The organism is Dermatophilaceae bacterium Soc4.6 (assembly GCA_039889245.1).
In the GTDB taxonomy this organism is placed as follows: domain Bacteria; phylum Actinomycetota; class Actinomycetes; order Actinomycetales; family Dermatophilaceae; genus Lapillicoccus.
In genome coordinates this window covers 3,629,292-3,643,917 of sequence record JAZGVH010000002.1, presented here as the reverse complement: position 1 = coordinate 3,643,917, position 14,626 = coordinate 3,629,292, and the positions used below count along the sequence as shown (strand labels likewise).

The following is a 14,626-nucleotide window of genomic DNA, read 5'->3' as shown; positions in this document are numbered from 1 at the left end:
CGTCGCGGCGGCGGGCTTCTGCACAGGCGTCATGACCAGATCCTCTCACTGCGTGTGGTCGTGCAACGATGGACGCCGCCCACGAGGCGGCTCCCCACCCGCCGATCCACCCATGCAGAAGCGAGCCCGACGTGCCCGGTACCAACCTCACCCGCGACGAAGCGGCCACCCGTGCGGCGCTGGTCAGCGTCGACAGCTACGACGTGGTCCTCGACCTGACGACCGGGCCCCGCACCTTCACCACGTCGAGCACCATCCGCTTCTCGGCCCAGGCGGGCGCCGAGACCTTCCTCGACTTCGACGGCGAGTCGGTCGACGCGATCACGCTCAACGGCGAGTCCCTCGACCCCGCCGTCCTCGTCACCGACTCACGGATCACCCTGCCGGAGCTGGCGGTCGACAACGAGGTCGTCGTCGCGGCCACCGGGCGCTACACCAACACCGGCGAGGGCCTGCACCGCTTCGTCGACCCGGTCGACGACGAGGTCTACCTCTACTCGCAGTTCGAGGTCGCCGACTCCCGCCGGGTCTTCGCGGTCTTCGAGCAGCCGGACCTCAAGGCCACCTTCGCCTTCACCGTCACTGCTCCCGCCCACTGGCAGCTGGTCTCGAACTCCCCCACCCCGGAGCCGAGCGACGTCACCGATCGTGGCGGGGCCGCCTGTCGCACCTGGGCCTTCGAGCCGACGCCGCGACTGTCGTCGTACGTCACGGCGCTCGTCGCCGGCCCCTACGAGGTCGTGCGGGACGAGGCACCGTCGCGCAAGGGTCCGGTGCCCATGGCGATCTACGCCCGCAAGTCCCTGATGGGGCACGTCGACGCGGAGCACATCTTCGAGCTGACCAAGACCGGTTTCGAGTTCTTCGAGCGCGAGTTCGACTGCGAGTACCCGTTCGCGAAGTACGACCAGATCTTCACACCGGAGTACAACGCCGGGGCCATGGAGAACGCCGGGTGCGTCACCATCACCGAGGTCTACGTCTTCCGCGGCAAGGTCACGCAGTCGACCATCGAGCGGCGCGGTCTGACCATCCTGCACGAGCTGGCCCACATGTGGTTCGGCGACCTCGTCACGATGCAGTGGTGGGACGACCTGTGGCTGAACGAGTCCTTCGCCGAGTGGGCGTCGACCGTCGCCCAGGCCGAGGCCGGCACGCCGTGGCCCGACGCGTGGACGACCTTCCAGAGCCACGAGAAGACCTGGGCCTACCAGCAGGACCAGCTGCCGTCGACCCACCCCGTCTACGCCGACATCCGCGATCTCGACGACGTGCTCGTCAACTTCGACGGCATCACCTACGCCAAGGGCGGGTCGATCCTCAAGCAGCTCGTCGCCTACGTCGGGCGCGAGGCCTTCACCGCCGGGCTGCGCACCTACTTCGCGAAGTATGCCTGGGGCAACACGCAGTTCGCCGACCTCCTCGCCGAGTTCGAGGCCGGGTCGGGCCGCGACCTCAGCGCGTGGTCGCAGGCCTGGCTCAAGACCTCCGGGGTCAACACCCTGCGCGTCGAGCTCGAGGCCGACGAGTCGGGCACGATCACGCAGGCGAGCATCATCCAGACCGCCGACCCGGCCTACCCGACCTTGCGGCCGCACCGCATCGCGGTGGGTCTCTACTCGCTGCAGGACGGCGTGCTGCAGCGCACCAGCCGCCACGAGGTCGACGTCGAGGGCGAGCAGACGCCGCTGCCCGACCTCGTCGGCCTGACACAGCCCGACCTGATCCTGCCCAACGACGACGACCTCAGCTACGCCAAGCTGCGCTTCGACGACCGCTCGCTGGCCACGGCCCTCGCGCACGCGGCCGACTTCGCCGACAGCCTCCCGCGCTCGATCGTCATCGGCTCGCTGTGGGAGATGGTGCGCGAGGGCGACCTGGCTCCCGGGGACCTCGTGACCGTGCTGCTCGCATGCGCCGCCGTCGAGCAGCAGTCGACGGTCCTGCGCACGATCCTGCAGACCACCAAGCAGATCCCGTCGTCGCTCATCACCTCGGCCACCGCCTTCACCGCACCAGCCCACCGGGCCGCGCGGGTGCGGGCCGTCGCCGACGCCCTGCGCGACCTCGCCCAGACCGCCGAGCCCGGCAGCGACCGGCAGTACCAGCTCGTCACCGCCTTCGCCCGGCTCGGCCACGGTGAGCAGGACGTCGCCCGGCTCCGCGGCGCGCTCGACGGCACGGCGCCCTACCCCGGCCTCGAGATGGACCAGGACCTGCGCTGGGTCTTCCTCTCGGCCCTCGCCGCGGCCGGTGCGGCGGACGAGGCCGAGATCGAGGACGAGGCGGCCCGCGACCGCACCGCCGTCGGTCGTGAGCGCGCCTTCCACGCGCAGGCGGCCCGTCCGACGCCGCAGGCGAAGGCCCAGGCCTGGCGCCTGGCGGTCGAGGAGGACGGTCAGCCCAACTCCGTCATCGAGGCGCTGGGCACCGGCTTCAACCGGGCCCTCGACGCCGAGGCGCTGCTCGGCGACTACGTCGCGAAGTGGCACGAGATGCTGCTGCCGGTGTGGGAGTCGCGCTCGGCCGCGATCCGCGAGCGGATCGTCACCTTCTTCTACCCGCTCGGCCTCGTCGGCCCCGAGCTGGAGGCGACCACGAGCTCCTGGCTCGAGGAGCACCCCGACGCTCCGCCCGCCCTGCGCCGCCTCGTGAGCGAGAACCTCGACACGGTGCGGACGGCGGTGCGAGCCCAGGAGGCGGATGCCAAGCGTGGTTGAGGGGGCCCTCATCCGGCTCGCCGAGGCGCTGCGCACGATCCTGCCCTCCGCGAACACCGGCTCGGTGTGGGACCGGCTCCTCGGCACGCCGCTGCTGATCGTCGTCACCCTCGTCGGCGCTGTCGTGCTGCGCTGGGTGCTGCACCGTGTCATCGCGCGCACCGTCGTGGCGGCGACCAGCCGCAGCGCCGCCCGCATCCCCACCCTGCCCGGGCGGGCGGGCCGAGCCCTGGCCGACGCCGCGGGCCTGGCCCACCAGCGGCACGTCCAGCGCACGACGACGATGGGCTCGCTGCTGCGCAGCATCACCTCGTTCGTCGTGCTGGGCATCGCCCTGCTCACCGTGATGTCGCTGCTGGGCCTGCCGCTCGGGCCGCTCCTCGCCTCGGCAGGCGTGGGGGGCGTGGCGCTGGGCTTCGGTGCGCAGAGCCTGGTCAAGGACTTCCTATCGGGCATCTTCATGATCGTCGAGGACCAGTACGGCGTGGGTGACGTCGTCGACACCGGCGAGGTCGTCGGCACCGTCGAGGAGGTCTCGCTGCGGGTCACCCGCATCCGCGACTGGACCGGCATCGTCTGGTACGTGCGCAACGGCGAGATCCTGCGCATCGGCAACCGCTCCCAGGGCTGGTCGATGGCGGTCGTCGACATCCCCGTCGGGTCTCGCGACGACGTGCCCCGCGCCATCGAGGTCATCAACAGCGCACTGGCCTCGATGCCCACCGAGCCGCCCTGGGACGATGACCTCGTCGAGGCCCCCACCGTCGCCGGGGTCGAGTCGGTGACGGCCGGGATCGCGACGATCCGGGTGCTCGCCCGCTGCGCTCCGACGCAGAACGTCGGGGTGCAGCGCGAGATGCGCGAGCGGGTGCTCAAGGCTTTTGACGAGGCCGGCCTCGTCGTGCCGGTCGGCATGGTCCTGCCTCCGTCCCCGACCTGACCCCGACGCCGACCCCGCCGCTGACGCCTGGAGGCGACTGGGTACGCGCTCCCCGACCTGCGCCACGGAGAGGGTGCCCCGAGACTCGCCGCCCACCTCACCCGTGGGGCATGTCCGGGTGGCCTGTGGATGACGCGAGCAGTGGCGCCGCGCGATGAGGAGGCTGGCTCCATGAGGGCATCGAGCCACGACGTCGGGCAGGTGCTGCGCCGATTCGGTGACTGCGCCACCTGGCGTCAGCTGCGGACGGTGACCGAGCACCAGCGCGTGGCGCACCTGACCAGCGGGACCCTCTCACACCTGTCGGCCGCCGTCGCCCACGGGTGGGCGGTGAAGACCGAGCCGCACAGGCCCTGGGTGACCTACCAGCGCACCCGTCACCTCAACGCTGCCGACGCCACTGCCGTGCACCCGAGCTGGCGCAACCTGCCTGCCGCCGACCGCGAACGCGCCATCATCTCGGAGATCCCCGAGCTACACCGAGCCGCAGCACGCCATCTGGGACTGCGGCCTGTGGGCCAGGGTCGACCTCGGCGACCCCCGCCTGCTGCTCGCTCTCGAGGCCGAGGGCTTCGAGGCCCCACAGCTCACGCCGGCACCTGCGCCGTGACGCCCGTCGCTACACCGGGCTGACCGTCTGGCAGTGGGCGGTCCTGCGCTTCTCGTGGGAGGACGTGATGCTCGAGCCAGACTGGGTGCGGTGGGCGCTCCGGTCCTGGCTGGACGCGCGCCGCGGGATCCCTGTGTGGCCTCCGCCGAGGACTCGGGCCGCCTGAGGGGTCTCCCGGACACGCGCCACAGCGCAGGACCGGCCCGTATGCCGCTCTGTTGACCCTGAAGCATGTCGGGTGGCGCGCTCAGAGCGTTGCGTGCCCGCCCTGCCCGCCCGGCGCAGCCGGCTCGTCGGGGGCGTTGACCAGGGACTCGGCGGCCCTGTGCAGGTAGTCGCGCAGCAGCAGGTCGTGGGTGGCGTCGAGGGTGCCGTCGTCGCGCAGCAGGTCGACGGCCCCGATCATGTGCGTGAGCCAGCGGTCGCGCTGGGTGGGGGTGACGGCATACGGGTGGTGGCGCATGCGCAGGCGGGGATGGCCCCGCTGCTCGCTGTAGGTCGTGGGCCCGCCCCAGTACTGCTCGAGGAAGCCGAGGAGCCGGTCCTGCGCGGGACCGAGGTCCTCCTCGGGGTAGAGCGCGCGCAGACCGGGGTCCTCGGCCACTCCGCGGTAGAACTCGTGCACCAGCCGGGCAAACGTCGGGCGACCCCCGACCTCCTCGTAGAAGCTCACCGCTCCATCCTCACAGACGCTGCCGCGACGCTCGTCACCAGCGACCCGCCAACGCCACCGGGTTCAACCGGCTCCATCGATTTTGCCCACTGCCGACCGGACGGCAGGCTGGTCACCGTGACCCTCGCCACCGAACAGACCCCCACCACCGACCTCCCGGCCACTCCCCCACCAGCCGAGGACGCCAATTGGTGGCGCCATGCCGTCACCTACCAGGTCTATCCCCGCTCGTGGTCCGACAGCGACGGCAACGGCATCGGCGACCTGCCCGGCATCACCGCCCGCCTGCCCTACCTGCGCGACCTCGGGGTCGACGCCCTGTGGTGCTCGCCGTTCTACACCTCGCCGCAGGCGGACGCGGGCTACGACGTCGCCGACTACCGCGACATCGACCCCGTCTTCGGCACCCTGCAGGACGCCGACGCCATGATCGGCGAGGCCACCCGTCTCGGCCTCAAGGTCGTCGTCGACCTCGTCCCCAACCACTCCTCCGACGAGCACCCGTGGTTCCAGCAGGCCCTGGCCGCCACCCCCGGCTCGGCCGAGCGCGCCCGCTACCTGTTCCGCGACGGCCTCGGCGGCGACGGCGCCACGCCGCCGAACAACTGGCGCTCCGTCTTCGGCGGCGAGGCCTGGACCCGCGTCACCGAGGCCGACGGCACCCCGGGTCAGTGGTACCTCCACCTCTTCGACACCAAGCAGCCCGACTTCGACTGGACCAACCCGCAGGTGCGCGAGGAGTTCGAGTCGGTCCTGCGCTTCTGGCTCGACCGCGGCGTCGCCGGGTTCCGCGTCGACGTCGCGCACGGCCTGGTCAAGCGCGAGGGCCTGCCCGACTGGTCGGAGCCCACTGAGCTGCTGGGCAACCGCGACGAGCACGGCGAGGGCGAGCACGGCGCTCCCGACGCCAGCGGCGCCGAGACGCAGCGCGAGACGCGCGACGCCCCGATGTGGGACCAGGACGGCGTGCACGAGATCTACGAGGGCTGGCGCCAAGTGCTCGACACGTACGCCTCCCCCTCCCGCATCCTCTGCGCCGAGGCGTGGGTCGAGCCCCCGGAGCGGATGGCGCTCTACGTGCGGCCGACGGAGATGAACCAGGCCTTCAACTTCGACTTCCTCTCGTGCCCGTGGGAGGCCCCGCGGCTGCGCGAGGTCATCGACCACTCGCTCGCGGCAGCGGCCCGGGTCGGCGCCCCGAGCACCTGGGTGCTGTCCAACCACGACGTCGTGCGCCACGCCTCGCGCCTCGGCCTGCGCCAGGATCGTCGGCGCCCCAACGGGATCGGCGCCGACGACCCCCAGCCCGACCGCGCCCTGGGCCTCCAGCGGGCACGTGCCGCAACGGCGCTCATGCTCGGGCTCCCCGGGGCGGCCTACCTCTACCAGGGTGAGGAGCTCGGGCTGCCCGACTCCACCGACATGCCCGACCGTTACCGACAGGACCCCGCGTTCCTGCGCTCCGGCGGCACGGAGCTCGGTCGCGACGGCTGCCGCGTGCCGATGCCGTGGGTCAAGGACGCCGAGGCCTTCGGCTTCGGCACCGGCGCCCAGGGCGAGCCGTGGCTGCCGCAGCCCGAGGTCTACGGCGACTACGCCGTCGACCAGCAGGAGGGGGTTGCCGGCTCCACGCTGGAGCTCTACCGCGCTCTGCTCACGGCCCGTCGGACCCATGGCCTGGGCTCACGCGACCTGCAGTGGCTCGAGGCGTATGCCGCCCTGCCGCACGTCGTGGCGCTCGCCTCCACCGCCACGACCGAGACGGGTGACTCCACCACCCGGACGGTCGCGGTCGTGGCGAACCTCGGCGTCATCCCCGTGGCGCTTCCGGCCGGCGAGGTCGTGCTCTGCTCGGGCGACCTGGCCGCCGACGGGATGCTGCCGACCGACACCACCGCGTGGGTGCTGCTGGCAGGCTGAGCGCATGACGAGGTCCGGCCTGGCGGTGTGGTCGACCCCGCAGTGGCGCGAGCAGTCCACGGCGTGGGCCGACGACGCCCTGGCCGCCCACGGCATACGGCGCACGGGTGAGACGCAGCAGCCCCACCTGCGACCGTGGTCGACGGTCCTGCGGCTGCCGACCACGGCAGGCTCGGTGTGGCTGAAGGCCCCCGGGCCCGCCACGGTCGCCGAGGTCTCACTGGTGCCGGTGCTGTCGCGTCGGGCCGGTGACCGGGTGCTGATCCCCTACGCGGTCGACGTGCCTCGCGGCTGGCTCCTGCTGCCCGACGGCGGGGCGGTGCTGGCGACGAACACGCCGGAGGCACTGGAGGTCTGGAACCACGCCCTGCGGGGGTATGCCGAGCTGCAGCTCCAGGTCGTCCCTCACGTCGACGAGCTGCTGGCGGCCGGCGCGCCCGACCACCGGCCGGCTCGGCTACCCCAGCTGCTCGACGAGGTCGTCGCCGAGGCTCGTCCTCATGCCCGCACCGAGCAGGAGCGGGCCGTGGTCGAGGCGGCCGCCGGCCGGCGTGGTCTCGTCGAGGACCTGGCCGGCCTGCTCGAGCGCGAGCCGCACCACTCGTCGGTGCAGCACGACGACCTGCACCGGGACAACGTCTTCCGCAGCGGCGCGCGGGTCTTCGACTGGGGCGACGCCGTCGTGGGGCACCCCTTCTCGTCGCTGCTCGTCGCCCTGCGCGACACGGCCGAGCCCCTCGGGGTCGGGTTGGAGGACCCGCGGGTCGTCGCCGCCCGCGACGCCTATCTGGAGGCCTACGGGGGCCCGACGGCCGCCAACCTCACAGCGCTGTCGGCGGCCCGCACCCTGGGGGTGCTCAGCCGCGCCGCGAGCTGGCTGAGAGTGCTCGGGTCGGTGAGCACGCAGGAGGCCCGCGAGGTGCGTGAGGCACCGATCCGCTGGCTGGGGATGCTGGGCCCGGACGAGCCCTTCTGACCGTGGGCGCTCCGCTCCCCGCCATGGTTCCGCCGCTCCCCCCCCTCTCGGGGAGCGGATGAACCGTGCGGAGGCGGAGCGCCCCTGGAGGTGCCTCCTCAGCCGAGGAGGCCGGCAGTGAGCGATCTGCTCACGATGTCGGTGGCCCGGAAGCCGACCACTGCCCGGAGCCGGGTTCGCAGCGCTCACAGGCGCTTTCGAACTCACCGGGGTGCTTGACCCAGACGACGCCGCCGAGGTCGCCCGCCCCAGCGGGGCCGTTGCCGTTGCGCGAGGTGTCGACGACGGAGTGCGGGTCGACCAGGGCACACGCGCCCGGATGCCGGCCACGACCGTGGCGCCGAAGGAGACCTCGCTCGCGGTGGAGTAGAGGTTCGTGACCTTGAGGCTGAACCGTGATCACAGCGAGGGCGGACGGGCTTCGACGTCGGAGGGACCGCGAGGTGGGGAGGATCATGGCGGTGCCCTTCGGGAGGGCACGCAGCCGCACAGCAGTGACGTCGACGAGATCGATGGCGTCAGCACGAGCGCAGGCGGGCCGGTGTGGGGGGAGGACCAGACCGGTCGGTGGGAGCCGAGGGTCGTAGGCGGGTGGTGCGGGTGGTGCGGGTGGGTCGCCCGTGGATGCGGGCGATCAGGCAGGTCGACCGGCGAGCGGGGTGGGGTGCCGGGTCGGTCGGGTGGAGCTGGTCGGTCGGGTGGAGCTGGTCGGGCGGTGGAAGCGCCTACCTCGACCATAAGCCATAAATCGGACAGCCGGACATGGGCCGTTCGGGCGGGCCCGGCCGGTCTTCGACCGACGTGGGACACCGGTCGGCGGGCGCGTCGGGCTCCTGCGCAGAGCTAGGCTCGGGCGCGCTCGGCGACGACGGCCTGCGGCACCTCGCCCATCCAGTCGATCGGCGTCCACGACTCGGTGCGCACCCACTCGGACCCGCAGCCGTCGCAGACGAACAGCGGCTCGTGGCCGAGCCGCTCACCGGTGGTCAGCCACTCGCACTCACGTCGGCAGTCCGTCATCTCGAGGGGGCGGTGGGGTGAGGAGGTCACACCACCATCATCGGTGCACACCTGCGCCGAGTCTCCCCGGGTCACGTGCCAGAGTGCTGCGGTGTCCTCCACCCGTGCATCCGGCTGGCCCTACCTGGGCGCGCCTCCCCTGGCGCTGGCCCACCGTGGCGGCGTGGCCGGCGGTCCCGACGCGGGCCTCGAGAACTCCCTGGCCGCCTTCCGCTCCGCGGTCGGGCTCGGCTACCGCTACCTCGAGACCGACGTGCACGCGACCGCCGACGGCCAGGTGGTGGCCTTCCACGACGACCGGCTCGACCGGGTGACCGACGGGTCGGGCCTCGTGGCGCGCCTGCCCTGGGCGACGGTCGCGCAGGCCCGCATCGCCGGGCGCGAGCCCGTGCCGCTGCTGGCCGAGCTGCTCGAGGAGCTGCCGACGGCACGGTTCAACATCGACCTCAAGTCGTCGGGCGCCGTGGAGCCGCTGTGGCAGGTCCTGCGGGCGCACTCGGCCCTCGACCGGGTCTGCGTCGCGTCGTTCTCCGACCGGCGGCTCGCGGCCTTCCGGCGCCTCGCCGGCGACCGAGTCGCCACCGCTGCCGGCCCCCGCGAGACAGCGGCCGTGCGGTTCGGCCCGGCCCCCCTCCGCGCCCTCGCCCGCCTCCCCGCTGCCGTGCTGCAGGTGCCCGTCGTGCACCGGATCGGTCGTGTGCCGCTGCGGCTGGTGACGCCGGGCTTCGTGCAGCGCGCCCACCGCCTCGGCAAGCAGGTGCACGTGTGGACGGTTGACGACCCCGACGAGATGGTGCGCCTGCTCGACCTCGGGGTGGACGGCCTGGTGAGCGACCGCATCGACGTGCTCAAGCGGGTGCTGGTCGAGCGGGGCCAGTGGCACGACGAACCTTGAGGGACAACGGTTTCGGCGTTCACGGCCGGGTGGCTCAGCGCACGAGCACGTGTCCGTGGGCCGCTGCCAACCGCACCCAGCGCCCCTGCTGGAGCACCGTCGCGGTGCCGCCCGCCCCCGGGCCGCTGAGGAATCCGAGCACGTGCGCCGCGAATGCTGCCCCGGCCGGGACGGGCGGGGTGGTGGGCGTCAGCCGTGACCACACGGCATACCGGAGCGCGGCGAGCGCGGGGGCACCACCGGAGGCGCGGCCGTCAGCGGTGCGGCTGCCCAGCGCGACCTCCTCGATGCCCACCACCGCGGCGGCACGGAGGTCGTCGTCAGCGACCTCGCCGACCGTCTCCCAGCCACCGCGGGGCGCGGCCAGCGAGGCCCACGACACCGAGACGACGGTCGGGGGGACGGGCAGCGCGACCCCCGTGGGGTGGCGCGCGAGACGGTCGGTGAGCGCCGCGAGGGGCACGACGACATCGAGGTCGAGGGACTCACCGAGCCCGTAGGCCCGCAGCGCCGTCACGCCGCCGTCGGCGAGCAGGCCGCGCCCCGGCAGCACCTGCACGTGCGCCGCGAGGGTGGCCCCGACGGCCTGGAGGCGCATGGCCCCGTCGGCGTCGAGCGAGCGGGCCCGTCCGACGAACGTCGCGAAGTCGGCGTAGCCCCGTTCGTCGTCGAAGTGCAGTATGGGCGTGCTCATCGACTGCGCCACCGAAACCCTTGCACCGGGCCGAGATTCGCCTCGAGCACCTCGCGCTCCTCGCGGTCGAGGCGGCGCGGGGCGGCGCGGTCGAAGTCGTAGGTCACGATGCCGGTGGCTGCGCGGGCGTAGGTCACGTCACCGACCCCCTCGGGGTCGCGCAGGTCGTAGGAGAGGTCGAAGGAGGCCGCTCCGACCTTGGTGCACCACATGTCGACGGCGACGGGAGCGTGCCGGAAGGCGAGCGGCGCGAGGTACTCGATCTCGTGACGGGTAACGAGCACGCCGTGGTCGAGCAGGCTGCGTCCGCGCCCGAACCACTGCTCGAAACCGATGACGCGGGCGTCCTCGAGCAGCCGCAGGAACTGCACGTTGTTGACGTGACCGTAGGCGTCCATGTCGGACCAGCGCAGCGGGACGTCGACGGTGTAGCCCGTGCGGCGGGCGTCGCCGGGGACAGGGTCGGCATCGGGGGTCGCGCTGGAGGTGTCGTCGGGCATGGCGTCATCCTCGCAGCCGCGGTGGGTCGGTGGCGCCAACCGTCACGGGGTCGACGTCGTCCGGTCGACCGCCGCGCGGATCGAGCGCAGCCCCCCGCTGCCCCCGCGGGGTCAGCCCAGACACAGGCAGAACGGGTGACCGGCCGGGTCGAGGAAGACGCGGAAGGTCGTGCCGGGCTGGTGCTCGGCCCTGGTGGCCCCGAGCGCGCGCACCGCCGCCTCACCCTCGTCGAGGTCGTCGACGACGACGTCGATGTGGTGCTGCTGCGGCACCTCCTGGTCCGGCCACGTGGGCCGGCGGTAGTCGTCGACCCTCTGGAAGGCGAGCGGTGGCCAGTCCTCGCTCCAGGCCTCGGCCCACCCGTCCTCGACCTTGACCTGCCAGTCGAGCAGGGCGGCGTAGAACGCGGCGAGGGCCTCGGGGTCGGGGCAGTCGACGACGGTGGTGGGTCTGCGGGCGATGGCCATGCCCTGACCCTAGGCCGGGTGGGCCGGGGTCGCGGCGCGTCGTCGAGGATCGCGGCGGGTTCGCCGATGGTGGTCGACCTCGCCACGGGCCTGTGGATGACCCGCGGGCCGTGTCGGTGCGGCGGCATACGGTGGTCGTATGACGCCACCCCCCACCGCCCCGCTCACGGGTGCCGCCGGCTCGGCCACCCTCGCCGACGAGGCGCGCGTCGCCCTGCGCCGACTGGTCGGGCGTGACGACGTCGACTTCCGCGACGGGCAGCTCGAGGCCATCGAGACCCTCGTCGGGGCCCGCCAGCGCGTCCTAGTCGTGCAGCGCACCGGGTGGGGCAAGTCGGCGGTCTACTTCGTCTCGACGGCCCTGCGACGGGCCCAGGGCGCCGGCCCGAGCATCATCATCTCGCCGCTGCTGGCCCTGATGCGCGACCAGGTGGCCGCCGCGGCCCGGGCCGGCATCCGTGCGGTGACCATGAACTCGTCCAACGCGCAGGACTGGGGTGACGTCGCCGCCGCCCTGGCGGCTGACGAGGTCGACGTGCTGCTCGTGAGCCCGGAGCGGCTCAACAACCCCCGGTTCCGCGACGAGCAGCTGCCTGACCTGGCCCGCCGCTGCGGCCTGCTCGTGGTCGACGAGGCGCACTGCGTCAGCGACTGGGGCCATGACTTCCGGCCCGACTACCGTCGCATCCGCGACCTGCTCCAGACCCTGCCCAGCGACACCCCGGTGCTGGCGACGACGGCCACGGCCAACGCCCGGGTGGTGACCGACGTCGCCGAGCAGCTCGGCGCCGGAGGGCACGAGGTGCTGACCCTGCGCGGCCCGCTGGCGCGCGACTCGCTGCGGCTCGGGGTGCTGCCGCTGGCTGCTCCCGAGCAGCGGATCGCCTGGCTGGTCGCCCACCTGGCTGACCTGCCGGGCAGCGGCATCGTCTACACCCTGACCGTCTCGGCCGCCGACGACGTCGCGGCCACCCTGCGGGAGGCCGGGCACGAGGTGCGCGCCTACACCGGGCGCACCGACCCGGCCGAGCGTGAAGAGCTCGAGGGCGCCCTGCGCGACAACCGGGTCAAGGCGCTCGTGGCGACCAGCGCGCTGGGGATGGGGTTCGACAAGCCCGACCTCGGCTTCGTGCTCCACCTCGGGGCACCCTCGTCACCCGTCGCCTACTACCAGCAGGTAGGCCGCGCCGGGCGCGCCACCGACCACGCCGACGTGCTCCTGCTCCCCGGCCCGGAGGACCGTGACATCTGGCGCTACTTCGCCTCGGCCTCGATGCCCCGACAGGAGCAGGCCGATGCCGTGCTGCGTGCCCTGGCCGCGGCGCCGAAGGCGATGTCGACGGCGGCGCTCGAGACCGCGGTCGACGTGCGGCGCACCCGGCTCGAGCTGCTGCTCAAGGTGCTCGATGTCGACGGTGCGGTCGACCGTGTCACCGGTGGGTGGGTCGCCACCGGACGCGAGTGGGTCTACGACGCCGAGCGCTATGCCCGGGTGGCCCAGTCGCGCGAGCGCGAGCAGCGGCTGATGATCGACTACGAGCGCGGCGACGGGTGCCGGATGGCCTTCCTGCAGCGCGCTCTCGACGACGACACCGCGGTCCCGTGCGGGCGCTGTGACCGCTGTGCCGGGCCGTGGGTCGACACCACCATCCCCGAGGCCGCCATCGGTGCCGCGCGCGAGCGTCTGCGCCAGGTGGGTGTGCCCTTCGAGCCCCGGGCCCAGTGGCCGACGGGCATGTCGCGGCTCGGGGTGCCCGTCTCGGGCAAGATCGCCCCCGGCGAGGGCCTCGAGCCGGGGCGCGTCCTCGCCCGCCTCACCGACCTGGGCTGGGGCCAACGCCTGCGCGACCTGCTGTATGCCGCCCGCCCGGCTCCCCTGCCCACCGGCCCCGACCCGTGGGGTGAGCCCCCACCCGACCCGTGGGACCTGCCACCCGACCCGATGGACGACCAGCATGGCGCCGCCGGAATCGGCGGAACCGGTGGGTCCGGTCGCGACCCCTGGGCGGAGCCCGCGGGGCCACCACCCGCGGACGTCGTCGACCCCGCCCCTCGGCAGGCGTCCGACATCGAGGCCGACCCTGCCCTCGTCCAGGCCTGCGTCGGGGTGCTGCGCGACTGGGGCTGGTCGACCCGCCCGTCCGCCGTGGTCGTCGTCCCCTCGCGGGCGCGCCCGCGGCTGGCCGTCTCCGTGGCGCAGGAGCTGGCCCGGCTCGGGCGGCTCGACTACCTCGGCGAGCTCGCCCTCGAGCACGGGGGACCCACGGGTGGGGCCGGCGGCAACAGCGCGTTCCGGCTGGCCGGGGTGTGGGAGCGCCTGGTCGTGCCACCTGAGCTGGCTCGGGCGGTGGCGGCGACACCGGGCCCGGTGCTGCTGGTCGACGACCTGGTCGACTCCCGCTGGACGATGACGATCGCCGGCCGGGCGCTGCGTCAGGCCGGTGCGTCGGCGGTGCTGCCCTTCGCGCTGGCGAGCGCCGGCTGAGACGAGTCGGGCGTCGCGCCCGAGCGAGGCAGGGCCACCGTCACCCGCGGCAGCACGACGTGCACGATGGGTCCGATGAGCAGGGCGTAGGCCATCGTGCCCACTCCGACCCCGCCACCGAGGAGCCAGCCGACGACCAGCACGGTCAGCTCGAGACCGGTGCGCACGAGCCGCAGGCTCCAGCCGGTCCGCCGAGCCAGGCCGGTCATCAGCCCGTCACGGGGTCCGGCGCCGAACTGGCTCCCGATGTAGAGCCCGCCCGCGATGCCGTTGAGCAGGATCCCCGCGAGGAGCAGGGCCGCCCGGTCGACCAGACCGCCCGGGGCCGGCAGCAGAGCCAACCCGAGGTCGCTCACCACGCCGATGACGACGACGTTGGCGACCGTGCCGAGCCCCGGCCACTGCCGCAGCGGCCACCAGAGGGCGAGGACGAGAGCCCCCACCACCATCGTCACCTGCCCGAAGGTCAGGGGCAGGTGCGACTCGAGCCCGACGTGCAGCACGTCCCACGGTGCGAGGCCGAGGTCGGCGCGCACCATCATGGCCATTGACAAGCCGTAGAGCGCCAGCCCGACGACGAGCTGGGGCACCCGATGCCCCAGCCGCCCCGCTGTCAGCTGCTGGAGGGGCGAGAGGGCGGTCAGGGTGACGGACGGCAGAGCCATACCCCCCAGCGTGGCAGGTAAGTGGACTGTAAAAAAGAGCCACTTGTGATTGGGTGGCCC

14 protein-coding genes are annotated in these 14,626 nt (G+C 73.2%); 8 read left to right on the top strand and 6 right to left on the bottom strand.

What is annotated here, in order from left to right; translation table 11 throughout:
- Positions 1-131 precede the first annotated feature (131 nt).
- From pepN to V3N99_17115, 3 genes are all read left to right on the top strand, one after another.
- The gene (gene pepN / locus V3N99_17125; protein ID MEO3938459.1) at positions 132-2,720 is read left to right on the top strand and encodes an aminopeptidase N; all 2,589 of its coding nucleotides are present in this window, start codon (positions 132-134) and stop codon (positions 2,718-2,720) included.
- Complete coding sequence (locus V3N99_17120) at positions 2,713-3,660, top strand: mechanosensitive ion channel family protein (protein MEO3938458.1); 948 nt, start codon at positions 2,713-2,715, stop codon at positions 3,658-3,660. Before pepN ends, V3N99_17120 begins: the two co-directional genes overlap by 8 nt.
- Before the next feature lie 171 nt (positions 3,661-3,831).
- Positions 3,832-4,293, top strand: a complete 462-nt coding sequence (locus tag V3N99_17115; protein ID MEO3938457.1) for a hypothetical protein — start codon at positions 3,832-3,834, stop codon at positions 4,291-4,293.
- Positions 4,294-4,517: 224 nt separating this feature from the next.
- Here the strand turns inward: V3N99_17115 and V3N99_17110 are convergent, their stop codons facing one another.
- The gene (locus V3N99_17110) at positions 4,518-4,943 is read right to left on the bottom strand and encodes a globin (protein MEO3938456.1); all 426 of its coding nucleotides are present in this window, start codon (positions 4,941-4,943) and stop codon (positions 4,518-4,520) included.
- A gap of 117 nt (positions 4,944-5,060) precedes the next feature.
- Between V3N99_17110 and V3N99_17105 the strand changes: the two genes are divergently transcribed.
- The 3 genes from V3N99_17105 (at position 5,061) to V3N99_17095 (ending at position 8,209) form a co-directional block, all read left to right on the top strand.
- Entirely contained in the window at positions 5,061-6,863 is a 1,803-nt protein-coding gene (locus V3N99_17105; protein MEO3938455.1) for a glycoside hydrolase family 13 protein, read from the top strand.
- A 4-nt stretch (positions 6,864-6,867) separates the two neighbouring features.
- Positions 6,868-7,839 carry a phosphotransferase gene (locus V3N99_17100; GenBank protein MEO3938454.1) on the top strand — a complete coding sequence of 324 codons (972 nt, stop codon included), beginning with the start codon at positions 6,868-6,870 and terminating at the stop codon, positions 7,837-7,839.
- Between the two features lie 211 nt (positions 7,840-8,050).
- On the top strand, positions 8,051-8,209 hold the full coding sequence (locus V3N99_17095; protein ID MEO3938453.1) for a hypothetical protein: 159 nt from the start codon (positions 8,051-8,053) through the stop codon (positions 8,207-8,209).
- A gap of 473 nt (positions 8,210-8,682) precedes the next feature.
- On the opposite strand, the gene V3N99_17090 is transcribed toward V3N99_17095, so the two are convergent.
- Entirely contained in the window at positions 8,683-8,889 is a 207-nt protein-coding gene (locus V3N99_17090) for a hypothetical protein (GenBank protein MEO3938452.1), read from the bottom strand.
- 61 nt (positions 8,890-8,950) lie between these two features.
- Here V3N99_17090 and V3N99_17085 point away from each other — a divergent pair, with 61 nt between their 5' ends.
- Positions 8,951-9,754: a glycerophosphodiester phosphodiesterase gene (locus tag V3N99_17085; GenBank protein MEO3938451.1), complete on the top strand. Its 804-nt coding sequence runs from the start codon at positions 8,951-8,953 to the stop codon at positions 9,752-9,754.
- A 34-nt stretch (positions 9,755-9,788) separates the two neighbouring features.
- Here V3N99_17085 and V3N99_17080 read toward each other — a convergent pair whose 3' ends face one another.
- The 3 genes from V3N99_17080 to V3N99_17070 all read right to left on the bottom strand — a co-directional run bounded on the left by V3N99_17080 (position 9,789) and on the right by V3N99_17070 (position 11,416).
- Positions 9,789-10,448 (bottom strand): hypothetical protein, encoded by a 660-nt coding sequence (locus V3N99_17080; protein MEO3938450.1) that lies wholly within the window; start codon positions 10,446-10,448, stop codon positions 9,789-9,791.
- The gene (locus V3N99_17075; protein ID MEO3938449.1) at positions 10,445-10,948 is read right to left on the bottom strand and encodes an acyl-CoA thioesterase; all 504 of its coding nucleotides are present in this window, start codon (positions 10,946-10,948) and stop codon (positions 10,445-10,447) included. Before V3N99_17075 ends, V3N99_17080 begins: the two co-directional genes overlap by 4 nt.
- A 111-nt stretch (positions 10,949-11,059) precedes the next feature.
- Positions 11,060-11,416: a VOC family protein gene (locus tag V3N99_17070; GenBank protein MEO3938448.1), complete on the bottom strand. Its 357-nt coding sequence runs from the start codon at positions 11,414-11,416 to the stop codon at positions 11,060-11,062.
- Between the two features lie 139 nt (positions 11,417-11,555).
- On the opposite strand from V3N99_17070, the gene V3N99_17065 reads away from it, so the two are divergent.
- Positions 11,556-13,901 (top strand): RecQ family ATP-dependent DNA helicase, encoded by a 2,346-nt coding sequence (locus tag V3N99_17065; protein ID MEO3938447.1) that lies wholly within the window; start codon positions 11,556-11,558, stop codon positions 13,899-13,901.
- Here V3N99_17065 and V3N99_17060 read toward each other — a convergent pair.
- Complete coding sequence (locus V3N99_17060; protein MEO3938446.1) at positions 13,850-14,566, bottom strand: hypothetical protein; 717 nt, start codon at positions 14,564-14,566, stop codon at positions 13,850-13,852. The two genes, V3N99_17065 and V3N99_17060, sit on opposite strands and share 52 nt — an antisense overlap.
- Positions 14,567-14,626 lie beyond the last annotated feature (60 nt).

What these genes read in the sequence shown, in the direction of transcription:
- V3N99_17060 (MEO3938446.1), bottom strand. Translation starts at nt 14,566, where the DNA reads ATGGCTCTGCCGTCCGTCACCCTGACCGCCCTCTCGCCCCTCCAGCAG.
- V3N99_17070 (MEO3938448.1), bottom strand. Translation starts at nt 11,416, where the DNA reads ATGGCCATCGCCCGCAGACCCACCACCGTCGTCGACTGCCCCGACCCC.
- V3N99_17115 (MEO3938457.1), top strand. Translation starts at nt 3,832, where the DNA reads ATGAGGGCATCGAGCCACGACGTCGGGCAGGTGCTGCGCCGATTCGGT.
- V3N99_17065 (MEO3938447.1), top strand. Translation starts at nt 11,556, where the DNA reads ATGACGCCACCCCCCACCGCCCCGCTCACGGGTGCCGCCGGCTCGGCC.
- V3N99_17080 (MEO3938450.1), bottom strand. Translation starts at nt 10,448, where the DNA reads ATGAGCACGCCCATACTGCACTTCGACGACGAACGGGGCTACGCCGAC.
- V3N99_17075 (MEO3938449.1), bottom strand. Translation starts at nt 10,948, where the DNA reads ATGCCCGACGACACCTCCAGCGCGACCCCCGATGCCGACCCTGTCCCC.
- V3N99_17100 (MEO3938454.1), top strand. Translation starts at nt 6,868, where the DNA reads ATGACGAGGTCCGGCCTGGCGGTGTGGTCGACCCCGCAGTGGCGCGAG.